The 24,083-nt window shown below is 64.7% G+C and carries 23 protein-coding genes, 1 tRNA gene and 1 pseudogene; 16 read left to right on the plus strand and 9 right to left on the minus strand.

The window, feature by feature from the left end; translation table 11 throughout:
* The first annotated feature begins 166 nt into the window (after window positions 1-166).
* Complete coding sequence (locus ABLE91_RS02945; protein ID WP_348928245.1) at window positions 167-2,233, plus strand: hypothetical protein; 2,067 nt, start codon at window positions 167-169, stop codon at window positions 2,231-2,233.
* Window positions 2,234-2,236: 3 nt separating this feature from the next.
* Here the strand turns inward: ABLE91_RS02945 and ABLE91_RS02950 are convergent, their stop codons facing one another.
* From ABLE91_RS02950 to ABLE91_RS02980, 7 genes are all read right to left on the minus strand, one after another.
* Window positions 2,237-2,566: a DUF6968 family protein gene (locus ABLE91_RS02950; protein ID WP_348928247.1), complete on the minus strand. Its 330-nt coding sequence runs from the start codon at window positions 2,564-2,566 to the stop codon at window positions 2,237-2,239.
* A 14-nt stretch (window positions 2,567-2,580) separates the two neighbouring features.
* Window positions 2,581-2,907 carry a DUF6968 family protein gene (locus tag ABLE91_RS02955; protein WP_348928248.1) on the minus strand — a complete coding sequence of 109 codons (327 nt, stop codon included), beginning with the start codon at window positions 2,905-2,907 and terminating at the stop codon, window positions 2,581-2,583.
* Window positions 2,908-2,939: 32 nt separating this feature from the next.
* Window positions 2,940-4,877: an acyltransferase family protein gene (locus ABLE91_RS02960; protein WP_348928250.1), complete on the minus strand. Its 1,938-nt coding sequence runs from the start codon at window positions 4,875-4,877 to the stop codon at window positions 2,940-2,942.
* 121 nt (window positions 4,878-4,998) lie between these two features.
* Complete coding sequence (locus tag ABLE91_RS02965) at window positions 4,999-5,817, minus strand: ABC transporter permease (protein ID WP_348928251.1); 819 nt, start codon at window positions 5,815-5,817, stop codon at window positions 4,999-5,001.
* Complete coding sequence (locus ABLE91_RS02970) at window positions 5,814-6,731, minus strand: ABC transporter permease (protein WP_348928253.1); 918 nt, start codon at window positions 6,729-6,731, stop codon at window positions 5,814-5,816. Before ABLE91_RS02970 ends, ABLE91_RS02965 begins: the two co-directional genes overlap by 4 nt.
* Before the next feature lie 11 nt (window positions 6,732-6,742).
* Window positions 6,743-7,903, minus strand: coding sequence for an ABC transporter ATP-binding protein (locus tag ABLE91_RS02975; protein ID WP_348928255.1), 1,161 nt, complete (start codon window positions 7,901-7,903; stop codon window positions 6,743-6,745).
* A gap of 185 nt (window positions 7,904-8,088) precedes the next feature.
* Window positions 8,089-10,164: an elongation factor G gene (locus tag ABLE91_RS02980; protein ID WP_348928315.1), complete on the minus strand. Its 2,076-nt coding sequence runs from the start codon at window positions 10,162-10,164 to the stop codon at window positions 8,089-8,091.
* A 370-nt stretch (window positions 10,165-10,534) separates the two neighbouring features.
* On the opposite strand from ABLE91_RS02980, the gene ABLE91_RS02985 reads away from it, so the two are divergent.
* The 5 genes from ABLE91_RS02985 to ABLE91_RS03005 all read left to right on the plus strand — a co-directional run bounded on the left by ABLE91_RS02985 (window position 10,535) and on the right by ABLE91_RS03005 (window position 14,802).
* Window positions 10,535-11,851: a DUF4910 domain-containing protein gene (locus ABLE91_RS02985; RefSeq protein WP_510181897.1), complete on the plus strand. Its 1,317-nt coding sequence runs from the start codon at window positions 10,535-10,537 to the stop codon at window positions 11,849-11,851.
* Window positions 11,838-12,797: an NAD-dependent epimerase/dehydratase family protein gene (locus ABLE91_RS02990; protein ID WP_348928258.1), complete on the plus strand. Its 960-nt coding sequence runs from the start codon at window positions 11,838-11,840 to the stop codon at window positions 12,795-12,797. The genes ABLE91_RS02985 and ABLE91_RS02990 overlap by 14 nt, the downstream gene beginning before the upstream one ends.
* A 261-nt stretch (window positions 12,798-13,058) precedes the next feature.
* Window positions 13,059-13,133: transfer RNA gene (locus ABLE91_RS02995), tRNA-Thr, on the plus strand.
* An 81-nt stretch (window positions 13,134-13,214) separates the two neighbouring features.
* Window positions 13,215-13,571, plus strand: coding sequence for a DUF6538 domain-containing protein (locus tag ABLE91_RS03000; protein ID WP_348928260.1), 357 nt, complete (start codon window positions 13,215-13,217; stop codon window positions 13,569-13,571).
* Window positions 13,522-14,802, plus strand: a complete 1,281-nt coding sequence (locus ABLE91_RS03005) for a tyrosine-type recombinase/integrase (RefSeq protein WP_348928262.1) — start codon at window positions 13,522-13,524, stop codon at window positions 14,800-14,802. Before ABLE91_RS03000 ends, ABLE91_RS03005 begins: the two co-directional genes overlap by 50 nt.
* Before the next feature lie 211 nt (window positions 14,803-15,013).
* On the opposite strand, the pseudogene ABLE91_RS03010 reads toward ABLE91_RS03005, so the two are convergent.
* A pseudogene (locus tag ABLE91_RS03010) lies at window positions 15,014-15,585 on the minus strand (RES family NAD+ phosphorylase).
* 138 nt (window positions 15,586-15,723) lie between these two features.
* Between ABLE91_RS03010 and ABLE91_RS03015 the strand changes: the two are divergent.
* The 6 genes from ABLE91_RS03015 (at window position 15,724) to ABLE91_RS03040 (ending at window position 18,415) form a co-directional block, all read left to right on the plus strand.
* The gene (locus ABLE91_RS03015; RefSeq protein ID WP_348928264.1) at window positions 15,724-16,191 is read left to right on the plus strand and encodes a helix-turn-helix domain-containing protein; all 468 of its coding nucleotides are present in this window, start codon (window positions 15,724-15,726) and stop codon (window positions 16,189-16,191) included.
* Window positions 16,192-16,260: 69 nt separating this feature from the next.
* Entirely contained in the window at window positions 16,261-16,518 is a 258-nt protein-coding gene (locus ABLE91_RS03020; protein WP_348928266.1) for a hypothetical protein, read from the plus strand.
* 14 nt (window positions 16,519-16,532) lie between these two features.
* Window positions 16,533-16,667 carry a hypothetical protein gene (locus tag ABLE91_RS03025; protein WP_348928268.1) on the plus strand — a complete coding sequence of 45 codons (135 nt, stop codon included), beginning with the start codon at window positions 16,533-16,535 and terminating at the stop codon, window positions 16,665-16,667.
* A 41-nt stretch (window positions 16,668-16,708) separates the two neighbouring features.
* A complete protein-coding gene (locus ABLE91_RS03030; protein ID WP_348928269.1) occupies window positions 16,709-17,074 on the plus strand; it encodes a type II toxin-antitoxin system RelE/ParE family toxin in 366 nt (121 codons plus the stop codon).
* A 4-nt stretch (window positions 17,075-17,078) separates the two neighbouring features.
* Window positions 17,079-17,456, plus strand: coding sequence for an XRE family transcriptional regulator (locus tag ABLE91_RS03035; protein WP_348928271.1), 378 nt, complete (start codon window positions 17,079-17,081; stop codon window positions 17,454-17,456).
* Window positions 17,456-18,415 (plus strand): SDR family NAD(P)-dependent oxidoreductase, encoded by a 960-nt coding sequence (locus ABLE91_RS03040; protein WP_348928273.1) that lies wholly within the window; start codon window positions 17,456-17,458, stop codon window positions 18,413-18,415. Before ABLE91_RS03035 ends, ABLE91_RS03040 begins: the two co-directional genes overlap by 1 nt.
* A 219-nt stretch (window positions 18,416-18,634) precedes the next feature.
* On the opposite strand, the gene ABLE91_RS03045 is transcribed toward ABLE91_RS03040, so the two are convergent.
* Window positions 18,635-19,627, minus strand: a complete 993-nt coding sequence (locus tag ABLE91_RS03045; RefSeq protein ID WP_348928275.1) for a GntR family transcriptional regulator — start codon at window positions 19,625-19,627, stop codon at window positions 18,635-18,637.
* A gap of 217 nt (window positions 19,628-19,844) precedes the next feature.
* Between ABLE91_RS03045 and ABLE91_RS03050 the strand changes: the two genes are divergently transcribed.
* The 4 genes from ABLE91_RS03050 to ABLE91_RS03065 are packed head-to-tail and all read left to right on the plus strand — an operon-like array spanning window position 19,845 to window position 23,899.
* On the plus strand, window positions 19,845-21,035 hold the full coding sequence (locus tag ABLE91_RS03050; RefSeq protein WP_348928277.1) for an alpha-hydroxy acid oxidase: 1,191 nt from the start codon (window positions 19,845-19,847) through the stop codon (window positions 21,033-21,035).
* A 54-nt stretch (window positions 21,036-21,089) separates the two neighbouring features.
* A complete protein-coding gene (locus ABLE91_RS03055) occupies window positions 21,090-21,854 on the plus strand; it encodes an acetoacetate decarboxylase family protein (RefSeq protein WP_348928279.1) in 765 nt (254 codons plus the stop codon).
* A gap of 54 nt (window positions 21,855-21,908) precedes the next feature.
* Window positions 21,909-23,156, plus strand: coding sequence for an ABC transporter substrate-binding protein (locus ABLE91_RS03060; protein WP_348928281.1), 1,248 nt, complete (start codon window positions 21,909-21,911; stop codon window positions 23,154-23,156).
* Window positions 23,153-23,899: an SDR family NAD(P)-dependent oxidoreductase gene (locus ABLE91_RS03065; protein WP_348928283.1), complete on the plus strand. Its 747-nt coding sequence runs from the start codon at window positions 23,153-23,155 to the stop codon at window positions 23,897-23,899. Before ABLE91_RS03060 ends, ABLE91_RS03065 begins: the two co-directional genes overlap by 4 nt.
* Window positions 23,900-24,083 lie beyond the last annotated feature (184 nt).

The following is a 24,083-nucleotide window of genomic DNA, read 5'->3' on the forward strand; positions in this document are numbered from 1 at the left end:
AGCGCGGCACCATCCCCTCTCCCGCTTGCGGGGGAGGGTTAGGGAGGGGGCCGGCCGAAGGCCGGAAAGGACTAGGGACATGGAGAGGTCGCATCTGCCCCCTCCCCAGCCCTCCCCCGCAAGCGGGAGAGGGAGCCCGTCGCGCTACCCACCTTAAGGACGCCGCATGAATTACGGCCTCGCCTTCGATCCCTTCGTCCCGCTGCCCGTCCTTCTGGGCGCGGCGCTTGTCGCCCTCGTGCTGGCGGGCCTGCTGCTCGCCTCCCGCACGCGGGGCGCGGCGTTCCGGGCGCTGGCGCTGGCGGCGGGCCTCGCCGCGCTGGCCAATCCCTCCCTGACGCGCGAGGAGCGCGAGCCGCTCTCCTCCGTGGTGGCCGTGGTGGTGGACAAGAGCTCCAGCCAGGATTTCGGCGACCGCACCGCCCAAACCGAGGCGGCCCGCGCGGCCGTCGCCGACCGGCTCTCCCGCATTCCCGGCATCGAGGTGCGCACCATCGAGGCCAACGCCCGCGATGGCGAAAGCGACGGCACGCGCCTGTTCGGCGCCCTCTCCGCAGGGCTTGCGGACGTGCCGCCCGAGCGGGTGGCCGGCGCCATCATGATCACCGACGGGCGCGTCCACGATGCTCCGGCGGACACGAATGCCCTCGGATTCTCCGCGCCCGTCCACGGCCTCATCACCGGCCGCGCCGGGGAGCGGGACCGGCGCGTGACGCTGGAGAAGGCGCCGCGCTTCGGCATCGTGGGCCAGAGGCAGACCATCACCTTCCGCGTCACCGACGAGGGAGCCCCCGCCGGCGCCCGCATCCCCATCACCATCCGCCGGGACGGCGAGACCATCGCCACTCCCGTCGTCACCGCCGGCCAGAGCGCCAGCGTGGAGGTGGAGATCGCCCATGCGGGCCAGAACATCGTCGAGATCGAGGCTCCGCCGCTCGCCGACGAGCTGACCCCCGTCAACAACCGCACCGCCGTCTCCATCGACGGCGTGCGCGACAAGCTCAGAGTGCTGCTGGTCTCCGGCGAGCCGAACGTGGGCGAGCGCACGTGGCGCAACCTCTTGAAGAGCGATGCGAACGTGGACCTCGTCCACTTCACCATCCTGCGCCCGCCGGAGAAGCAGGACGGCACGCCCATCAACGAACTCTCGCTGATCGCTTTCCCCACCCGCGAGCTGTTCCAGACCAAGATCCGCGATTTCGACCTGATCATCTTCGACCGCTACTCCCAGCAGGGTGTGCTGCCGCAGATCTATTTCGACAATATCGTGCGCTATGTGCGCAACGGCGGCGCCGTTCTGGTGGCGGCGGGCACGGACTATGTGGACCCCGGCTCGCTCTACAACACGCCCTTAGAGGACATCCTGCCCGGCGTGCCCACGGGCAACACCACGGAAGAGCCCTACCACGCCCGCCTCACCGATCCGGGCAAGCGCCACCCCGTCACCCGCGCGCTCCCCGGCTCGGAGGCGAACCCGCCCCACTGGAGCCGCTTCTTCCGCGTCATCGACGCCGACGCGCGCTCGGGCACGGCGGTCCTCTCCGGCCCCGGCAACAAGCCGGTCCTGCTTCTGGACCGGGTGGGCGAAGGGCGTGTGGCGCTGCTGCTCTCCGATCATATCTGGCTGTGGGCGCGGGGCTATGAGGGCGGCGGCCCCTATATCGACCTGCTGCGCCGCCTCTCCCACTGGCTCATGAAGGAGCCGGACCTGGAGGAGGAGCGCCTGAAGCTCTCCACCTCCGGCCGCGACCTCGTGGTGGAGCGCCAGACCATGGGCGACAGCGTGCCCGTGGCCCGCGTGACGCCGCCCACGGGGCCAGAGCGCACGCTCACCCTCACCCAGGCCGAGCCGGGCCTGTGGCGCGCCACCACCCCTGCCGACCAGCTCGGCCTGTGGCGGGCGGCCAATGGCAATCTCAACGCGCTGGTGAATATCGGCCCGCTGAACCCCAAGGAATTCGCCGAGGTGACCTCCACCCGCGACGTCCTCACCCCCATCGCGACCGCGACGGGCGGCGGGCTGTGGCGGCTGGCGGACCTCTCCGGCGGCGTGCCGCGCATCGTGCCCGTCTCCTCGGGCGAGCGCCTCGCCGGCGAGGACTGGATGGGCCTGCGCACGCGGGATGTGAGCGTGGTGACGGGCATCGGCCTGTTCCCGGTGTTCGCGGGACTGTCCGGCCTGCTCCTGCTGCTGGGGCTTCTGGCGCTGAGCTGGGTGCGGGAGGGGCGGTAAAGGTCAGAGAAATCCGACGTCTTCGCCGACCAGCATGTTCCGCATTTCGGCGACGACGGGGAAATAATAGCCCTTGCGCCCAGGGCTCAGCCAGAGTGCGCCGCTGTCGTGGTGGTCGCTGTGGTAGATGTGGAAGCCGACCATCTGCATGGCATGCAGAAGCGCCTGGACAGAGTCGATGCCCTCCGCCTCCTTCACAAGAGAGCCTTCGGGCCAGTCGATTTCATAGCGGCAGCACCATGCGCCGCCCTTGCTCGCCGGCGCAAAAATGCGGATGGGGATTTGAATCTCGCCATCTGGCTTTCCAAGCGTGAGGGTCCGGCCCGCGATCATGGGAGCATCAGGGCTCATAGGCGCAGATCGTCCTCCGCAAGCTCGTCCCTCATGTTGCTGGTGACAGGAAAGCCATAGCCCTTCCATGTTCCCCAGTGCATCAGTCCATCTTCGTGAGGGTCACTCAGATAGAGATTGATGCCGACCATCTGCATGGCGATGTAGAGAGCCTGCACGCTGTCCAGACCGCAGCCCTCAAAGCTTTCGACACCGTCCGGCCAGTGAATTTCCCATCGGCATGCCCAGTGATTGTCGAACGGCAACGGCGCGAAAAGCCGGATCGGCACATCCACTGCGCCGTCCGGCATCTCCATCCTCAAAACCCGCTCGGCGATGATCATCGGCGCCCCCGCTTCCGCTGAGGCCCACCCTATCACCTCAACACACGCCCTCGCATCCCGGACAGCACTTCCTGCCAAGCCTTCGTCATGAAAAGCGAGCCCGTCACGTTGAGGTGCCCGCCATCATAGAAGAGCGGCACGCCGTCGGCGGCGGGCTGGCAGGTGTCGGCCGTGCAGAAGAGGGAGCGGGGCAGGAAGACCGTCACGTCCTGCCGGTCCTTGGCGAGGGCGAGCAATTCGCGCTCCATCGGCCCTGAAATCACGTCCGACCATGCGCGCGTCTCGCCGCAGACGCCATCGCCCACCCCCATGAAGCGCGTGCGGACGATGCAGCGGCCGCCGCCATTGCCGAAGCTGCCGATGGGGCCCACCAGAGCAACCGGCTTGCCGGCGGCGGTGATCTTGTCCACCGCCTCCCTCAGCTGCCCCATGGCGAAATTAAGGGACACCTCGTTCGTCCACTGGCCCGCAATGATGACGAGCGCCACCTTCGGGTCGCCGAGGATGCGGTCCAGCGCGGCGGCGCGCAGCGCGTTGCAGGCCTGCAATTCCCGGCTCGCCAGAGGGCCGAGCTCCGGGGTCGGCGCCTGCGGCGCGCAGCCGGGCCGCGTGATCTGGAGGAAGCTGAAGCCGTCGGCACGCCCCAGGGCATCCAGAGCGGGGCCGTGCTGGTCCCCCTGGGAATCCCCCCACAGGACAAAGAGCGGCGCATCCGGGCTCGGGTCGCCGAAGCGGCAATCCACTTCCGGCGCCTTGGTCCGGCCGAGAAGGCACGCCTCCCGCCCCTTCCAGAATTCGTTCACCGTCGCTTCCGCCTTCAGGAACGCGGCGCTCCCCCGGCCCGGCAAGCCATTGGTGAGGATCATGATGGAGGCGAGCCCCACCAGCCCGCCCAGCGCCAGCACCCCGCCGCCGACGGTCGCCCATTCCACCCGCGCGGTGGAGGGTCCATACCGGCGGAACGGGTTCTCCACGAACCGCCAGGAGAGCGCCGAGACCGCCAGCATGGCCGCAAACAGCCCCACCCCGTCCCAGAAACCCGGACCATGGAAGGTGAGGTAGCGGTGAAGGGCGATGATCGGCCAGTGCCAGAGATAGAGCGAATAGGAGATGAGCCCGATGGCGGCGAAGGGCGCGAAGGAGAGGAGCCGGCCCACCAATGTCGGGCGTCCCTCCTCCCCTGCCCACAGGATCAGCAGCGCGCCGCCGGTGGGCAGGAGTGCGCTCACGCCGGGGAACACCACATTGTCGTGCCCGAACAGCGCGAGCGCGGCCACGATCATGAGAAGCCCGGCGGCCGCCACGGCCTCGGCAAGCCTGCGGTCGCGCAGGCGCGGCAGAAAGCCGAGCGCCAGCACGGCGCCCATGAGCAATTCCCAGAACCGGCCGTTGGAATTGTAGAAGCCGGCAATGGGCCGCAGCACCGCATTGCGCGTCGCCACATAAAGCGACACCGCCATCAAGGCGAGGACGATGTAGGGCAGCCACCGCCTGAGGCGCGGATGGAATAGCACCGCCAAAAGAAGCGGCCAGACCAGATAGAATTGCTCCTCCACCGAGAGCGACCAGGTGTGCAGCAGGAAGAGTTCGTCCGGCGCCGCCCCGAAATAATGGGTGACGGACAGGAAATAGCGGTTGGCCAGGAAGATGGACGCCCATTTCAGGGATTCGCCATAGGCCTCCAGAAGCACCGGCGGCATCACCACCATGGCAATGATGGCGGTGACGAGCGCCACCGCGAAATAAGCCGGCACGATGCGCCGGATGCGCCGGTCATAGAAACGCAGCAGGCTGAAGCGGCCTTCCCTGAGGTCCGCCGCCAGGATGGAGGTAATCAGATAGCCCGAGATGACGAAGAAGATATCGACGCCGACATACCCGCCGGGGATAAGATTCTCGTTCAGGTGAAATAGAACCACCGGCACAACCGCAAGCGCGCGGAGGCCGCTGATATCCGACCTATACTTCATGAAGAGACTGATTCTACCCGAGATACGCCCAAAGCGATCCTAAACAGGCGGACGCCGCTTGCCCATACTGGGCACTTCAACTTCGTGTTGGGTGGTATCAAGATAGGCAGAAACGCCTCGCTTATTGGGCGGCGGCCGCCTGTTCCTCCCGGCGCCGCAGGGTCTCCTGGCGCTTGGTCATAATGGAGGCGAACACCACGATCACGGTCACGATGCCGATCATCACCGTGCAGATGGCGTTGATTTCCGGCGTCACGCCCATGCGCACCTGCGAATAGATGCGCATGGGGAGCGTCGTCGCCCCCGGTCCCGTGGTGAAGGAGGAGATGACAAGGTCGTCCATGGAGAGGGTGAAGGCCAGCATGAAGCCGGAGACCACCGCCGGCAGGATGAGCGGCAAAGTGATGATGAAGAAGGTCTTGAAGGGCGGGCAGCCGAGGTCGAGCGCGGCTTCTTCCAGCGAGCGGTCGAAGGTGACGAGGCGCGATTGCACCACCACCGCCACGAAGCACATGGTGAAGGTGATGTGGGCGAGCGTGATGGTCCAGAAGCCGCGCTCAAAGCCGATGGCCACGAACAGGAGCAGCAGCGAGAGGCCGGTGATCACCTCCGGCATTACGAGCGGCGCATAGGTCATGCCGGAGAAGAAGGTGCGGCCGATGAAGCGCCCATAGCGGGTGAGCGCGATGGCCGCCATGGTGCCGAGCACGGTGGCGATAAGGGAGGAGACGAAGGCGACGCGCAGCGTCACCCAGGCGGCATCCAGAAGCTGCTCATTCTCCAGAAGCGACCAATACCATTGGGTGGAAAAGCCGCCCCAGACGGTGACGAGCCGCGAGCCGTTGAAGGAATAGATCACCAGCAACAGGATGGGGATGTAGAGAAAGGCGAACCCCAGAACCAGCGAGGTGACATTGAGCCAGGACAGTCCCCTGTTCATTTCCCCGCCTCCAGCTGGCGCGCCTGGATGTTCTGGTAGATCACGATGGGCACCACCAGCACGATGAGCAGCAGCACCGCCACCGCCGATGAGGCGGTCCAGGAGCGGTTGACCGTGAATTCGGTCCAGAGGGACTTGCCGATCATCAGCGTGTCGGAGCCGCCCAGCAGGTCCGGGATCACGAACTCGCCCACCGCCGGGATGAAGCAGAGCAGCGCGCCCGCCGCCACCCCCGGCAAGGAGAGCGGGAAGGTGATGAGCCAGAACGCCCGGATGGGCGGGCAGCCGAGATCCTCGGCGGCTTCCAGCAAGGTCGGATCCTGCTTCTCCAGCGCCGAATAGAGCGGCAGCACCATGAAGGGCAAATAGGAATAGACGATGCCGATATAGACCGCGAGATCGGTGTTCAGGATCTCCAGCGGGGCATCGATCCACCCCAGCGACAGCAGCGCCTGATTGAGCAGCCCGTCCTGGGAGAGAATGCCGATCCAGGCATAGACGCGGATCAGGAACGAGGTCCAGAAGGGCAGGATCACCAGCATCAGCAGCGTCGGCTGCAAGGAGCGCGGCGCCCGCGCCATGGCGTAGGCGATGGGATAGCCCACCAGAAGCAGCAGGAGGGTGGAGACGGAGGCGATGATGAGGCTGGAGCCGTAGGCGTTGAGGAACTCGTTGTCCCAGCTCAGCACGTACCCGTAATTGTCGAAATTGAGCTGGGAGATGAAATCCTTGAAGCCCGCCCAGCCCTGCGAAAGGTCCAGGGTCGGGGAATAAGGCGGCTGGGCGAGCACGTCCTGCGACAGGCTGATCTTCAGCACGATCAGGAACGGCACGAGGAACAGTAGCAGCAGCCACAGATAGGGGACGAGGATCACCACGATCCGCCCGATCCCCTTGCTTCCCGCCAAGGCCATGGCCCCCTCCCCTATTGTCCGAGGACCACGCCGGCATGCGGCGTGAAGGTGACATAGACCTTGTCCTCCCAGGTGATGGGGCGCTCCACCATGCGCGAGAGGTTGGGCTGGGAGACCTTGATGCGCGTGCCGCAGGGCAGCTCCACATGATAGATGGAGAGGTCGCCGAGATAGCCGATGTCCCAGATCTCGCCCTCGAAGCAATTGCCGGCGACGGCGTCGGGCGGGTCGAGCGAGATGCGCATCTTCTCGGGGCGGATGGCAAGCCAGACGCTGTCGCCCACCTTCGCGTCGCTGTCCTGGGCGATCTGGATGGGATGAGGCGTGATGGGGGTGGAGAGGCGCAGATCGCCGCCGAAGCAGCCTTCCACCTTGCACTCCATGATGTTCACGTCGCCGATGAAGTCCGCCACATATTTAGTGGCCGGCTGCTCATAAAGGGTGGCGGGCGGGTCCACCTGCACCAGCACGCCATGGTTCATCACGGCGATGCGGTCCGCCACCGTCATGGCCTCCTCCTGGTCGTGGGTCACGATCAGGAAGGTCATGCCGAGCTCCATCTGCAGGTCCATGAGCTCGAACTGTGTTTCCTCGCGCAGCTTCTTGTCGAGGGCGCCGAGCGGCTCGTCCAGCAGAAGCACCTTGGGGCGGGTCGCCACCGAACGGGCGAGCGCCACGCGCTGGCGCTGGCCGCCGGAGAGCTGGTGCGGCTTGCGCTTGGCAAAGGTCTCCAGCTTCACCAGGGCCAGCATCTCTTCCACGCGCGCCTTGATCTCCGCCTTCGGCATGCCCGCCTGCTTGGGGCCGAAGGCGATGTTATCCTCGACGCTCATGTGCGGAAACAGAGCGTAGGACTGGAACATCATGTTCACCGGCCGCCTGTAGGGCGGCACGCCGGCAAGGTCCTCGCCGGCCAGCGTGATGCGGCCCTCGGTGGGCTCCTCGAAGCCTGCGAGCATGCGCATGAGGGTGGTCTTGCCGCAGCCGGAGGGGCCGAGAAGGGCGAAGAACTCTCGCTCGAAGATGTCAAGGCTGACATTGTTGACTGCGGTGAACTCGCCGAAACGCTTCACCACGTTTTCGAAGCGGATGAGGGGCGTGGCGGCGGGATCGGTCCAAGGTGAGAACTTGCGCCGAACGGCGCCGATGGTCTGCGTCCGCGCTTTGGCCATGAGCCCCGCTGTCCCCTTCTCGCGTCCTGACCGAAGGCTAGCCCCCTCCCGCGCAACGCTCAAGTCTTGTGCAGGCGCAAAAAACGAGCGCACTGCGTCATGAACGCATCATATGAAGGCACGCGCGTCTCAGAGCCTGCGCGATTTCGAGAGCGCGGGCTCTGAGACGATAACTCGCGGCCGACCTATGTCGGCGCCTGCTGCCGGGCGGCCACCACCTGCTCGGCCTCCCGGCCCACAAGCTCCGCCAGATGATGAAAGCTCGCATCGAACGTGCCGACGCCGGCGGTCACCGAGCGCAGCTCGATGATCAGGTCCGCCATCTCAGCTTCCGGGATCAGCGCCTCGACCACATCCCAGCCGGTCCAGCCCTCCCGGCCATTGAAGCCGAGAATCTGGCCGCGCCGCGACGACACGATCGCGTTGACCTTTGCGGTGGCCTCGGACGGAGCCGCGATGCTGATGGCCAATACGGGTTCGAGAAGCACCGGCGCACAGCGCGGCAACGCCTCCGCCATGGCGATGCGGGCCGCCTGCTGGAATGCCATGTCGGATGAATCCACCGAATGGTAGGACCCGTCCGTGAGGGTGACGCGGACGTCCACCACGGGAAAGCCCAGCGGCCCCTTCTTGAGGGACGAAACGACGCCGGTTTCCACCGAGGGGATGTACTGGCGCGGAACGGCGCCGCCCGTGATCTTGTCCTCGAACACGAACCCATCGCCGCGCGGCAAGGGCGCGACATCGATCACGATGTCGCCGAACTGGCCGTGGCCGCCGGACTGCTTCTTGTGGCGGCCGCGTACCCCGGTCACGGGCTTGCGGATGGTCTCGCGGTACCCTACCTGGGGCGGCCGGGCGGAAATCTCGATGCCGAACCGCGATACGAGCTTCTCCACCGCCACCCGCAAATGCAGTTCGCCCTGCCCGCGCAGGATCATTTCGCCAAGCTCCAGGTCGTTCGCCAGAGCGAGCGAGGGATCCTCCTCCACCAGCTTACGAATGGCGGCGCCGAGCCGCACGTCGTCCTTGCGCTCCCGCGCCCGGATCGCAAAGGCCATGACCGGCCGGGGCGGCGGCGGGGCCACGAGCGCCTTGGCGAGAGGGCCGAGCGACAGCGTGTCCCCGGTATTCACCGCATCAAGCCGCCCCAGCGCCACCACGTCCCCGGCCTGCGCCTCGCTGAGCTTCTGGCTCGCCTGCCCCGTCAGCCGGACGAGGCCGGAGATGCGCCCGCCGTGGCCCGAGGAGCTGGCCACGTTCGCCCCGTCCTGGAGTGCGCCGCTCAGCACGCGGACGACGGAGAGCTTGCCGGCCTGGCCTACATGAAGTGTCTTCAGCACCTGGGCAACGGGCAGCCCCTGCGCCGCGACGCCCAGCCGCCGGGCGGTGCCCGCAACGCCTGGAACCTCGTGACGCAGCGCCTTCATCAGGCGCCCCACCCCATTGCCGTTGAGGGCGGAGCCGATGAGCACCGGCACTGCCAGGCCGTCACACATTTCGTGGGCGAGATCCTCGAAGACGCGCGCACGCTCCGGCTCGATCTCCTCGACCAATTCCTCCATCAGCCGGTCGTCATGCTCGGAGAGCCGCTCCAGCATGGCGTAGCGCACCTCCTTCTCCTCTGCGGCGGCATCGGCCGGGATCTCGACCGCGCGGGAAGGCGCGTGATCCTGGTAGAGGAAGGCGCGCTCCAGCGCGAGATCGACAAACCCCACCGCAGCGCCATTCCTGCGGATCGGCATGTGCCGGGGCAGCAGGGGGACGCCGGAGGCGGGCTGGAGCAGGGAGATGGCCTCTTCAATGCTCCGGGTCGAGGCGTCGATCTTGTTGAGGAACAGCAGCCGCGGGATGGCCTGCGCCTCCAGCTCCCGCAGGATGACCTGAAGGGCCGGGATCTTCTTGTCATCCGCGTCGCACACCACCACGGCCGCATCCACGACCGGCAGTACGGGCTGCATTTCGGACAGGAACTCAATCGAACCCGGGCAGTCGATGAACGTATAGGCCTCGCCCAGGAAATCGGCGGCGGCGATATTCAGCTCGACGCTGATGCGATGGGCCCGTGCTTCCGCGCACGCATCGCCGACACTGTTTCCGGCGGCAACGCTGCCCTGGCGCTGCAGGGTGCCCAATCGGGCCAATATGGCTTCCAGAAGGGTCGTCTTGCCGCTCTGGAACGGGCCCACGATGGCGACGCATCGCGGACCCGTGCGACTTCTCCCGGGTGAATGATCCTGGCTTAGGGTGCGGGCTTCCATCATGGCGATGACCTCCCATTTGCAGTTTTCAGATCCTCTTCGAGTGGAGGATGCTTCTGCACAACAGGAATGCTCGTCCTAAGTTTCATCGGCCGCAAGCCTTCGGGTGCCGCTGCGGCGCGGATTCATTCGATGACCCGTCCTCATCCTCTCCGGCGGAGATGGCGTAGCGGCTGGCGGCGCGCGCTGCGACCGTTCGGAGAAAGCCGTGCCCCCTGCGCGCAAACCTCATCAGAAAGGATGATCGGCCGCCCTCCGATGCGCCCCGAGCGTCACGGACACGCTTGGCTCATTCTTCAGGGCAGGTTGCGCGCGCCCGCGCAGGACAGCAATCGGGGCGAACTCCGTGGATCAGATTTCGACCCAGCCGATGGCGATGACCGGGCAGGACATCCTTGCGCTGGTGCGCGACCTGTTCCCCATCTGCCGCAGCCTGACGGGGGACGGCGTGCGCCGGACGCTGGCGCGCCTCGCCGAAATCTGCCCGCTCGAGGTAACGGAAACCGCCAGCGGAACGCCGGTATTCGACTGGGTGGTCCCGCCGGAATGGAACGTGCGCGGCGCGACCATCCGCACCGCCGCGGGCGAGACGGTGGTGGATTTCGCCGACAGCAATCTTCATCTGGTGAGCTACAGCACCCCGGTGCGGCAACGCATGAGCCTTACCGCGCTTCGCCCCCACCTCCACTCTTTGCCGGAGAAGCCGGGCCTCATTCCCTATCGCACGGCCTATTACAAGCCGGATTGGGGATTTTGCCTGGAGCATCGGCGTCTCGCGGCGCTGGCCGAGGGCGAATACGATGTGGAGATCGACACGACCCTGGCCCCCGGCCACCTCACCTATGGGGAATGCTTCATTCCCGGCGCCTCGGATGAGGAGATCCTCATTTCAGCGCATGTCTGCCACCCCTCGCTCGCCAACGACAATCTGTCCTCGGTGACGGTGGCGGCGTTCCTCGGCCGGGCCCTTGCCGGCCGGCGGCTGCGCCATGGCTGCCGTATCCTCTTCGTGCCCAGCACCATCGGCACCCTCACCTGGCTGGCGCGGAACGAAGCGCGGCTCGGCCGCATAAAAGCGGGCCTGGTGCTGAGCTGCATCGGCGATGCCCATGCATTCCAATACAAGCGCACCGTCGGCGGGGCGGCGCTGATCGACCGCGTGATGGGCATCGTCTTCCGCGATCATCACCAGGACGCGTCCATCATCGACTTCTTCCCCTATGGCTATGATGAACGGCAATACAATGCGCCGGGCTTCCGCCTTCCCGTCGGCAATCTGTGCCGAAGCACATGGGGAGAATTTCCGCAGTACCATACCTCGGCCGACAATCCCCAGCTCCTCTCCGCCGAGGCGCTGGAAGGGTCGCTCGATCTCCTGCTGCAGGTCATCGAGACCATCGAGGCGGACCGGACCTATGTGAACCTGTCGCCAAAGGGCGAGCCGCAGCTCGGCCGGCGCGGCCTTTATGGGGCGATCGGCGGCGCCCAGAGCCCCAGGGACTTCCAGCTCGCGCTGCTCTGGCTGCTCAATCAGTCGGACGGGACGAGGAGCCTGCTCGATATCGCGGAGCGCTCAGACATGCCGTTCGCGCTTCTCGCCCAGGCCGCCGAGGCGCTGGAGGAAAATGGCCTCATTGCCGCCGTGGAAGCGGACCAGGGGGACCGGCAGCGCCATGCCTCGGACTGACCTCTCCGCCCTGCGTGACGCGCGCATTCTGGTGTTCGGGGGAACGGGCTTCATCGGCGCCCATCTGGTGCGCACGCTCGCCGGGGCCGGCGCGCAGGTCGTGTCCGCATCGCGCAGCGCCGCGCCGGGGCTTGCCGGGGCCACCGCAGCCCGACCGGGCGCAATCCGCGTGGAGCGCTGCGATGCCAGCGACCAGGAGCAGGTGGTGCGCCTCGTGGGCAATGTGCGGCCCGATCTCATCTATCACCTCACGAGCGACAGCCGCGGCGGGCGCGAGCTCCACCTCATCCCCGACAGCATCCGCAACGATCTGATGGCCGCCATCCATGTGCTGCTGGCGGCCGCCAACACCAGCACGCGCATGGTGATGGCGGGATCGTTCGAGGAGCCCACTGGGGCGGCATCCGAGGCGGTTCCCTGCTCTCCCTATGCTGCGGCCAAATGGGCGGGCTGCGCCTATGCGCGCATGGCGGCAGCGCTGCACGGCCTGCCCGTGACGGTCCTGCGCCTGATGATGACCTATGGCCCCGGCCAGAAGGACTACAAGGTCATTCCCTATGTCATCCGCAAGCTGCATGCGGGCGAGCCGGCGCAGCTCTCCAGCAGCGCCCGCCTGCTGGACTGGGTCTATGTGGAGGATGTGGCCGAGGTTTTCGCCCGCGCCGGCGCGGCGCCCTGGGCCGGTGCCCAGTCCATCGACATCGGCAGCGGCCGGCTCATCCCGCTGCGGGAGCTGCTGAGCATGATCGGAGACATGATGGGCCGGCGCGACCTCCTCTCCTTCGGCGGCGCCGAGGAGCGCCCCATGGAGCGCGAAGAGGCCGCCGACACCTCGGCGGCCCTTAGCGCATTCGGCTGGCGGGCCCGCACGCCGCTGGAAGAGGGGCTCGCCAGGACAATTGAAGCCTACAGGCCCGCTTTGGCTCCCCCTTCGAATGCGGGCTGAGCGACAGGCTGCGCGCGGAACGGCCAAGGTCAGTTCGGGCGGTTTTGGTCTCTTCTGGCTGGACCGCATGTGTGGATAACGCGGATGGTTCGGGCCATGTGCGGGACGCATGGGCAAGGTAAGCGGCGGGGAAGGCTTGCGCCCTCCGCCCGCATGTGGCAGGAACGGCGCGCTTGCGGTGGGTCCCCCCCCACCGCCTTCCGGTTCCGCCCGCGCCATGCGGGTGATTGCCGAACCTTCGGCGTCAGACCGGACCCGGTCGCTGCGGTAGCTCAGTGGTAGAGCACTCCATTGGTAATGGAGAGGTCGAGAGTTCAATCCTCTCTCGCAGCACCATCCCAAAAGCCCTGAAAACCCTAGATTCCTTGCCTCGCAAGGATTTGGCAACGTGTCGGGTGGTACACCGAGGTGGTACACATGGCATTGGCGATGGCACGGCCCTGGAAGCACCCAAAGACCGGCGTTTTCTACCTTCGCGTGAAGGTTCCGCGCGACGTCGTGTCGGTGTTTGGCACCGAACTGGTCAAACAGAGCCTGCGCACCAAAGACGAAGCGGCCGCCAAATCGGAGCACACAGCCCGACTCGCCGAGCTCCACAAAAGGTGGGCGCAACTGCGCACGGGCGTACAGTCGCTAAGCCACCGCCAAGTCGAGGCACTTGCGGGCGAAGTGTACCAAGCCATCTTCGCGACCTACCCCGGGGACATGAGAAATTGGATTATCGGTGCCCACACTGGCATTCATTTGGTGGTACCTCGTAGAAAACGCCGTTAAGTCCGAACCACCATATTGCCGCCCCAACCCACATGATGACCGGCCTGCGTGGGTGATTCTAGACACCGTGATTGGCCATCACATCTCCAGCATCCTGTCTAAGCATGGGCTGCTGATCGATGAACCGAGCAGGCGACGGCTGCTGATTGCCGGCGGAAAAGCCACCCTACAAGCATATCGGCAGGTTATGCGGGAATCGGATGGCGATTATCGTCCCGACCCAGACGCCAACCGCTTTCCGTCACTGAATTTGCCAAACTCTGGCGCTTCGCCCCTACCAAGTACGTCCGTAAGCAAAGTGTTTGAGCGTTACGCCACTGAGAGCAAGCTGAAGCCCCGCACCGTGAAAAGGTGGCGGCCGATCATGGCCGCAATTGATGCCAAGGTCCCCGCGTTTTCGGAAATAACGCAAGCGTGGGTGATCGTATGGAAAGACGAGCTTATCGCCGCCAAACTTTCTCACCGAACAGTTCGAGATGTATACTTGGCGGCACTTAAATCTGTTTGCGCGTGGGGCGCGGTAAATGGATATATATTATCGAACCCAGTCCTTAATGTGAAACTTAAGGTTCCGAAAGCGAGAAAGAAACGCGAGAAGGGCTTTAGCAACAGCGAAGCCGTCCGTATCCTCATAGCGTCACATGCTGAACCACCGCGTAGACTGAGCCCTCACCGCCAAGCCGCGCGCCGCTGGATTCCGCTCCTTTGCGCCTACACGGGCGCGCGCGTCGGCGAAATCGCCCAGTTGCGACGCGAAGACCTCAAGGAAGAATCTGGGATAGCTTTGATGCATATCACGCCCGAGGCAGGAACGGTAAAGACAGATCAGGCGCGTTGGATTGCACTGCATCCCGCAATTTTACGATCAGGTTTTCTCGATTGGGTCGCCAAGCGTCCGGACGGACATCTGTTTTACAATCTGCGCGCCCACCGCGGCTTGACCCCGCCCTCTGAACGCGTCGGCCAACATCTGTCCGATTGGGTCCGGGAAGACGTCGGCATTGACGACATGAGAATTGCGCCAAATCACGCGTGGCGCCATCGGTTTGCAACGCTCGCACGGCGTTACAAACTTCTCAGCGATGCGAGGCGCTATATGATGGGGCACGCACCAGCATCCACAGACGAGGAATACGGAGATCACACCCCGCAGGAACTCTTCGACGAGATCTTAAAGATACCTGAGGTAGAAATAGGCAGCCTGGGTACGAGGAATTCGGGGTCAGACTGATAATTTGAATAAATTACCTTGCGATCTCTCGAAATTCTGGTTCAAGATCTGACATAAACGCCATCACATTGGGGAACCTTATTGTCGCAAATTTAGAATTTAGCTTCGCGGGCGACCGAAGGCGTTAAATCGTCAGCCCCTAGCCTGATTTCAATCGACCTCTTCGATCCTATAGAGGCGCTGCATGCGCTCAGAAAGTACCTTAATCGTCTCAGTGGGACGCGATCGATTTGCCATACCGATCAAGGATCGCCGCGACTTCGCTCAGCATCGCCGATAGCAGACGTGTTTCGCTGATGGTGAAGCCGATGGGTTGCCGCTCGAAGAGCGCGAGGCACACCTCATTCGGATCGTGCCGAGAGAGAGATAGGCGATCCCGTCAGGTTGATCCGGATGATCCCAGAGCGCATCGGCCCATAGCCCGCACGGCGCATATGGCCCTGTCGATATCGCGTTGTCGGTTCCAAGAGCCTGGAGCCCTGGGCCATGCATGTTCACAACGCGCAGATCGCGATCGCAGGTGAGCCTTGTCGCCGACCTGGACGTAGTCTCGGACATCGCCACCATGTGCCGCTGCGGATTGCGCAGGACCGTTTCCGCAAGTGCCCCGTCCAGCGCGACGCCCACGTACAACACTCCAAACCTACTGGTGGCGCTATCGAACCGATAAGTGGGCGGCACGCCGGCGCCAGGACCGAAGAATACCGGATCGTGCTGCGTCCGGTGGACACGATGCAATGTTTTCTCCGGCAATGGGGATGGGAGTGGCTGCGCGTTGCGCAGGCGACGAGACTGATGCGAGGCATCATGACGACATGGAAGAGTAGAGCCCGAGATGGAACCTCCGCCCACTTCGATTAGTTCGTTTGTTGCGTTTATTGCGAATATCGGGTAGAAGCAGACGATATCGTAGACAGCCCCATGACCATGCCAGCATATGCAGAGGGACTCGGTGGCCGCCTTCCTTCAGACAATGAGAAGGCAGCTGCAAATCAGTTGCGAACGATCCTGGCGGCCCATGCTGCCGGCGATGCGAAGCTGCGCGTCCTTGATGAAGCCACTAATCGGCCGGCCGAAATTACGCTGACGCCAGCTCTATCGAATTTGCTCATGGAGCTGCTGCGGCATGTCGGCCGGGGCGATGCGGTGACGCTTGTGCCGGTTAGCAAAATGCTGACGACGCAGCAGGCCGCCGATATCCTCAATGTCTCGCGCCCTTTCCTAATCGGGCTTTTGGAGCGTGGCGAAATTGCTCACACGACTGTAGGCCGGCATCGGCGGATCAAGGCTGACGACTTGTTCGCTTTCAAGAAGAAGCGGGCGGCTAAGCGTAGCGACGCGCTTGCGGAGCTGGCCGAGCTGGCCGAGCTGGATGGGGACCATCTCTGATCCATGTTTGCAAACCGCTTCACCGCGTTCGTAGACGCTTGCACGCTCGCCGGAGCGCTGAAGCGAAACATGTTGCTCACGCTGGCGGAGGCGGAGTTTTTCCGTATCCGCTGGTCCGCGCCGGTGTTGGCGGAAACGCAACGAGCCATCGAGAAGATGCTTGCGGGTAAGGGTGTCGTTGATGCCGCGGACCGAGCGGCGCGGGCGCGGCAGAGCATGGAAAATGCCTTCGAAGAAGCGCTGGTCAGCGATTTCAATAAGTTCTTGTGTGTGTGTGCGACGACCTCCCTGACCCAAATGATGCTCACGTCGTTGCCGCCGCATTGAAGACGCAGGCCGCAATGATCGAGGGATCCCCCGATCTACATATTAGTGTCGATATTCTGCGCTGCTCTTCAGCTATCGTAACCATGAAAACTGGGCGATCCATTGGCGGCATGCTGCGCCAAGCCGAAGCGGCGGAGGGCGGCAATTGATGCCCGCCTCCACTATTGACTTAACATAGCCTGGAAGCTATATGGATTGGAACGTCAGACTGCACGATGCCTTTGAGGCGGAGTTTCAGACTTTCGCGAACGAGGTACAGATCGAAATGCTCGCCCTCGCAAAGCTGCTGGCCGAATTCGGGCCGCAACTTGGTCGACCTTACGTCGATACGCTGAAGGGCTCGAAGCATGCCAACATGAAGGAGATGCGCTTTTCAGCGGCCGATGGCGAGTGGCGAACCGCCTTTGCCTTCGACCCAGAGCGTAACGCAATCCTGCTTGTAGCGGGTGACAAGTCGGGCGGAAGTCAGAAGCGTTTTTACAAGCAGCTTATCGCAAAGGCGGACAAGCGGTTTTCCGACCATCTGGAAAACGTGAAATCCGTAAGGAAGGGATAGCCTGATGGGACGCAGCATCACGGACGTTATCGCTTCGCTGCCCCGCGACCAGCAGGAGCAGGTCGAGGCCCGCTACCAGGAGCTTCGGCGGGAAGTCGAGGGTCTGCGCGAGCTGCGACAGATCGCGGGGAAAGCGCAGGAAGATGTCGCCGGTGCGTTGAACATCAAACAGCCTTCGGTCTCGAAGATCGAAAAGCAGGCCGATATGTATCTATCGACATTGCGCAGCTACGTCGAGGCGATCGGCGGCAAGCTTGAACTCACTGTGAAGCTGCCCTCGCATCCGCCCCTCCAGCTTCACAGCCTGGGCGACGTGATTGCATCGAATACGCCCACGCGCGGCCCCGCCCGCGTGCGGAAAGCCGCTAGAGCCCGCTCTTGATGCTTCAGTTCGACGGCAATTGGCGGTTCGACAGCCCTGGCCGCCTCGCCATCGTCACCGGCGGCTATGCCGGTCTCGGCCTGGAAGCAGCCCGCACGCTCGCCTCTGCCGGCGCCCGCGTCATCGTGCCGGCCCGCGATGCGGAGCGCGCGCGCAATGCCGTCGCCGAAGTCGGCGGCGCGATCGAAGTCCAGGCAATGGACCTCACCGACCCCGCCTCCATCAATGCCTTCGCGCACGGCATCGTTCAGTCGGGCCTCGCCCTGCATATGCTCGTCAACAGCGCTGGCATCATGGCACTGCCCGAGCTGGCACGGGATGGGCGCGGCAACGAGCTGCAATTCTCCACCAACCATCTCGGCCATTTCCAACTGACGGTGCGGCTGTGGCCGGCACTGAAGCGGGCGGGCGGAGCGCGGGTGGTCTCGGTCTCCTCCATGGGCCACCGCTTCTCCGACATCGTCTGGGACGACATCAATTACGTGCGCCGCGCCTATGATCCGTGGAACGCCTACGGCCAATCGAAGACCGCCAATGTGCTGTTCGCGGTGGAGCTGGACCGGCGGGGACAAGATCTCGGCATTCGCGCTTTCTCGCTCCATCCCGGCGGCATCATCACCGGGCTCGCCAAGCACATCTCGCTCGCGCGGCTGAAGGAGATGGGCAATGTCGACGCGAACGGCGAACCCGTGATCGATCCCGAGCGGGACACGAAGTCGATCCCCCAGGGTGCCGCGACCCATATTTGGTGCGCGGTGAGCCCGCAGCTCGACGGCAAGGGCGGGGTGTTCTGCACTAATTCCGACATCGCGCCACTCCAGGAGGGCGAGATCGTCATGTCTCTGGAGGGACGCGACCGGCGCACCTCCAGGGTCGCGCCGTATGCGGTCGATACCGCCTCGGCCGAGCGACTGTGGGCCGTCAGCGAGGCGATGACAGAGGTGAGCCTGCCGGGCTGACCCCTCCGGGGTGAGCGCGACGGCGGACGCATCGCCTCACCCCACCGCTGCGTCCTATGTGACCTGAATCGCGCTCGCATTCGGTGAGGTAATGCAAGCCTCCGCCAAGAGCGCGTCCATGAGGATTTTCTCTCACTTCGCCAAGTCCGAGCTTCGGCTCATTGCGGCTGCGAAGCATCGTGCTGGCGACTTAGGAGGAACGCGAGCCCGAATGTGGGGTCACTTCGGTGTCAGATAGGCCGGCAGTTGCTGCGGCGTCATGTGGGTCGTGATTTCGAATCGCTTGAGCCAACGGTCAACGGCGTCTTGAAGATGGTCCTTCAAGGCGTCCGCAGCCTTCCCCGGCTTTCCGGCGAGCAGGAACTCGATGATGGCGAGATGCTCCTTTAGCGCGGTTTCGATCAGCTCGATCGGGATGCCGAGGAAAGGATCGAACAGATAGCGCGTGGGGCCGAACAGCAGGTGGGTTCTGCGCAGCGCACGCAGGAGTTCGTCGTTCGGACAGTGACTGAGCATGTCGATATGCATGTCGCTTTCGGCACGGTCGAATTGGGCACTGTCTAGAGGCGTCGTTCGGCGGGCTGTGACGATGTGGTCCCGCATGCTTTCAAGCACCTCCCTCGGCACGAGCGGAGCCGCCTGCTTCAGCGCGGCCGGCTCCAGCAGGCAACGCATCTCGTAAAGATGGCGGATGCGGTCCGGGGTGACTTTCTCGGCGATCCAGTGGCCGGCGCTGTCCTTCAACACGAGCCCCACGCCGTGCATGCGCGCCAGAAGATCGCGCGTGACCGTGCGGCTGACGTTGAAGTGTTCTGCGAGGCGCATCTCGTTCACCCGCACCGAGCCGAACAGGGTGCGGACGAACAGCTCCTGCTCCACTTCCTTGTACATGCGCTCCCATTGCCGAGGCGCTGAGATGTCAACGGCACCAAGCGCCGCCAGCCCGGTTCCCTCGCCGTTGGAGGAGCCCGCGACCTTGTAGCCGCGGCCGGGCAGTTCCTCCACTAGGCTGTCTTCACACAGCCGGTTCAGCGCCTGGCGCGCCGGCGATCGGCTAATGCCGAAGGCCCGCACCACCTCCGCTTCCAACAGGCGCTCGCCGGCCTTGATCTGGCCGTCCGCAATCATCCCCTTCAGGAGGAGATAGATCCGCTCCTGCAGCGAAGCCGCTTCCGCACCTGAGGCTGGAATGGGGATCCTGGCGTCCTTCATGACCCGCTTTGCTCTTTTCCCGTCTGGTCCGGCCTAGCCGAGACGGCGGGCCGGAGGCAAGCCGATCGCATGCCTGGATACAGGCGCTTGACAGACGCAGACGGATGTCTTTTAACAGAAAACGTACTTTGGATGCAAAGTACGTTTTAATGTAAGAGCCCTGCACGGTGGCGCCAAGGCGGCCCGAAGCGGGCCCGGAAACGATACGGACGGCACAGTGGCACCCAGGCGCGCCAGCATCACGAGCATCGAAGACCTGCGCCGCCTCGCGGAACGCCGGGTGCCCCGCATGTTCTACGACTATGTGGATTGCGGCTCCTGGACCGAGGGCACCTACAGGGCCAATTCCGAGGACCTCGCAAAAATCCCGCTCAGGCAGCGCGTGGGTGTCGACATCTCGAAGCGCACTCTGGCCTCGCGCATGGTCGGGGAGGCGGTGACCATGCCGGTCGCCCTGGCGCCGACCGGGCTCGCCGGCATGCAGTGGGCGGACGGCGAAATCCTCGCCGCACGGGCGGCCGAGCGTTTCGGGGTGCCGTTCGCACTCTCCACGGTGAGCGTGTGCTCCATCGAGGACGTGGCGGCCCACACAACGCGGCCGTTCTGGTTCCAGCTCTACATGATGAAGGACCGTGCCTTCATGGAGCGGCTGATCGGCCGCGCGCGAGACGCCAACTGCTCCGCGCTGGTGCTGACCCTCGACCTCCAGGTGCAGGGCCAGCGCCACAAGGACATCAAGAACGGCCTCTCCACGCCGCCCAAGCCGACCCTGCGCAACCTCGTCAATCTCGCGACCAAGCCGCGCTGGTGCCTGGGCATGCTGGGCACGAGGCGCCACACATTCCGGAACATTGTCGGCCATGTGAGCGGCATCGAGGACGTCTCCTCGCTCGCCCATTGGGTGAGCGGCCAGTTCGACCAGAGCCTGAGCTGGGAAGATGTGCGCTGGGTCCGCAAGCTGTGGGACCGCAAGCTGATCCTGAAGGGCATCCTCGACCCGGAGGATGCCCGCATGGCGGCAAGCACCGGCGCCGATGCCATCGTGGTCTCCAACCATGGCGGGCGGCAGCTGGACGGAGCGCCGTCCACCATCTCCATGCTGCCGGCCGTCGTGGAGGCGGTGGGGGATCGCACGGAGGTTCTGTTCGATGGCGGGGTGCGCTCCGGGCAGGACGTGCTCAAGGCCCTCGCCCATGGTGCGCAGGGCGTGCTGGTGGGGCGTGCCTTCCTCTACGGCCTCGGCGCCATGGGAGAAGAGGGCGTCACATACTGCCTCGAGCTGCTTCAGAAGGAGCTCGACCTGACGATGGCGCTCTGCGGCGTCACCGATATTGCGAATGCCGCGCATGCGCTGCTGGCACCTGCGCAAAATGTCCCGCCCGAGCGGCAGTTCGCCCGGCGCGCATAATCTTCAGGATGCGGCCTGCGCAGCGGCGGCCCTTCGAAACACGGAGAGACTGAGATGTTCGGTGACTACAAGATGCACCCCAATAGCGGAGTGAATCCGCCTTATTCCCCGGCCTATCCGGTGGAGTGGGAATGTGCGCTCCGCACGCTCGAAGTGATGACGAGGGTCGACCAGAAGAAGGTCGCCGCGCTTCTGGCGGACACGCCGTTCGAACTTGTGAACGACCGCGTCGCCTTCCGCTTCATGGCCTCTCCCGGTCATACCCTCTCGCTGCACCAGGGGCGCATGTTCGACCTCATGGTGAGCGTCGCCGTGCGCTACGAGGATCTGTTCACGCAGACCCATATCTACATGTATTGCAGCGATCCCATGGGTATTGCCGCAGGCCGTGAGCTGTTCGGCTACACCAAGAAGGACTGCACCTTCCGCTTCGACGAGGCCGCCGACGGCAAGATCGAGGGATGGGTCAACCGCCGTGGCGTCCAGCTCGCGGACTTCTCCTTCACGCCCGATCCAGCCGCGCCCGTGGTGCGTCTCGTGGATGCGGCGGAGCAGCCGGGCGGCGAGATCCATGTCCGCCGCCTGCCGCATCCCGAGCGCCTGGAAACCGCCTACGCGGACATCGTCTACCGGCGCACGCCGCTGGCCTATTCGGCCCCCGTGCCGGGGCGGGTTTCCATGACCCTTCATCCGAGCGCGTTCGATCCGCTCACTGATCTGGAGCCGGAGATCCTGTCGGCCCAGTTCATGGTCTCGGACGTCTATGGCGGCGGCTTCGCAGTGGAGGACCGACGACTGCTGAAGCGCCTCATTCCTTGAGGAACGGTCTGCATCGGGACCAGTGAAAAAAGCAAAACGGGAGGAACCTTTCAGATGAACACGCACACATCCGCATCATGGACGGGCGCGCTGGCGCGCCGGTCCCTCCGGCTGGGCGCGGCGGCGGTCTTCGTCCTCGGTGCGCCGGCCTTCGCGCAGGAGGCCAAGCCGCTGAAGATCGGCGTGCTCACCGACATGTCGAGCCTCTATGCCGACGTGACGGGCAAGGGCTCGCTCGTGGCCACCCAGATGGCGGTGGAGGACTTCAACGCCGCGGGCAAGCCACTGAAGATCGAAGTGCTCCACGCCGACCACCAGAACAAGGCGGATGTGGCGGCCTCCATCGCGCGCAAATGGATCGATCAGGATGGCGTCGACGTCATCGTGGACGTGCCCAATTCGGCGGTCGCGCTGGCGGTGGGCAACATCGTGCGTGAGAAAAACAAGGTGATGCTGGCTTCGGGGCCCTCATCCTCCGACCTCACGGGCAAGTCCTGCTCGCCCAACACCATCCACTGGACCTACGACACCTATGCGCTGGCCACGGGCGCGGCGACCGCGGTTGTGGAATCCGGCGGCAAGACCTGGTTCACGCTGACCGCCGACTATGCCTTCGGCCATGCCATGGAGCAGGACGTCAAGAATGTGGTGACCCGCACCGGCGGAAAGGTCATCGGCAATGTGCGCGCGCCGCTCAATACGCAGGATTTCTCCTCCTTCCTGCTCCAGGCGCAGGCTTCCAAGGCACAAGTGGTTGGCCTCATCAATGCGGGCGGCGACACCATAAATTCCATAAAGCAGGCCGTGGAATTCGGCATCCCTGCTGGGGGCCAGCGGCTCGTGGCAACGGTGCTCTATATCACCGACGTGCACTCGCTGGGCCTGAAGGTGGCCCAGGGGCTGCAATTCACCGAGGCCTTTTACTGGGACCTCAACGACGACACCCGCGCCTGGACCAAGCGCTTCGTGCCCCGCAATGAGGGGCGATATCCGAGCGCGCTTCATGCCGGTGCCTATGCCTCCGTGCTGCACTATCTGCGCGCGGCGAGCGCGGTGGGGAGCAGCACCGATGGCGCGGCGGTGGTTGCCAAGATGAAGGAACTGCCCACGGACGATCCGCTGTTCCGCAAGGGCAGCATCCGCGTGGACGGCCGCAAGCTGCACCCCATGTATCTGTTCCAGGTGAAGACCCCGGCCGAGTCCAAATATCCCTGGGACTATTACAACGTGGTCAAGACGATCCCGGCCGAGCAGGTCTGGCGTCCCCTCAGCGAGGGCGGCTGTTCCCTGGTGAAGCTGTGAGCGTTGCGCTCGTGACGGGCGGTGGCGGCGGCATCGGCCGCGCCATCGCCCTGCGCCTCGCGGCCGGCGGGGCGGATGTGGCGGTGGTCGACATGGACGAGGGCCTTGGGGCGGAAACCGAGCGGCTGGTGGAGGAGACCGGCCGCAGGGCCCTGTTCCTGAAGGCCGATGTTTCCCGCAGCGAAGACGTGGCGGGGTTCGTCGCGCAGACCGAGGATCGCCTCGGCCCCATCCATGCCTTTGCCAACAATGCCGGCATCGAGGGCGTCGTCGCCCCCATCTTCGAGTATCCGGAGGATGTATTCGACCGGCTGCTGGCGGTGAATGCCAAGGGCGTGTTCCTCGGCCTGAAGCACGTGCTCGCACGCATGCGGACGCGGGGCGCGGGGGCGGTGGTCAACACCGCCTCCACGTCCGCTATCAGGGGCCGCGCCGGCCTTGCCGGCTATGTGGCCACCAAGCATGCGGTGCTCGGGCTCACGCGGGTCGCGGCCCTCGATGTGGCGGGCACGGGCATTCGGGTGAACGCGGTGCTGCCGGGTCCCATCGAGACGCGCATGATCCATGCGCTGGATACCCAGGCGCAGCAGGCCGGGGGTATCAAGCGGGCGGGGGCTGAGGCCGCATCGGCTTACGGGCGGCCCGAAGACGTGGCGGGCGTCGTCGCCTTCCTCTTGTCAGAGGAAGCCGGCCACGTAAATGGCGCCGCCTGGACGGTGGACGCGGGCTCGACGATTGCGTGATCCGCGCTTCCATTCCCACAACTGGAAGAATATCCACGATGGCCAGAAAGTACGGGCTCTCGGACGTGCCCTTTATCGTTGAAGCAAGTGGACTGACGAAGGAATTCAAGGGTTTTGCGGCGGTCAAGAACGTCGACCTAAGGATTCGCCGGCACACCATTCACGCCCTGATCGGGCCGAATGG

The organism is Aquabacter albus (genome assembly GCF_040049275.1).
Classification (GTDB): domain Bacteria; phylum Pseudomonadota; class Alphaproteobacteria; order Rhizobiales; family Xanthobacteraceae; genus Aquabacter.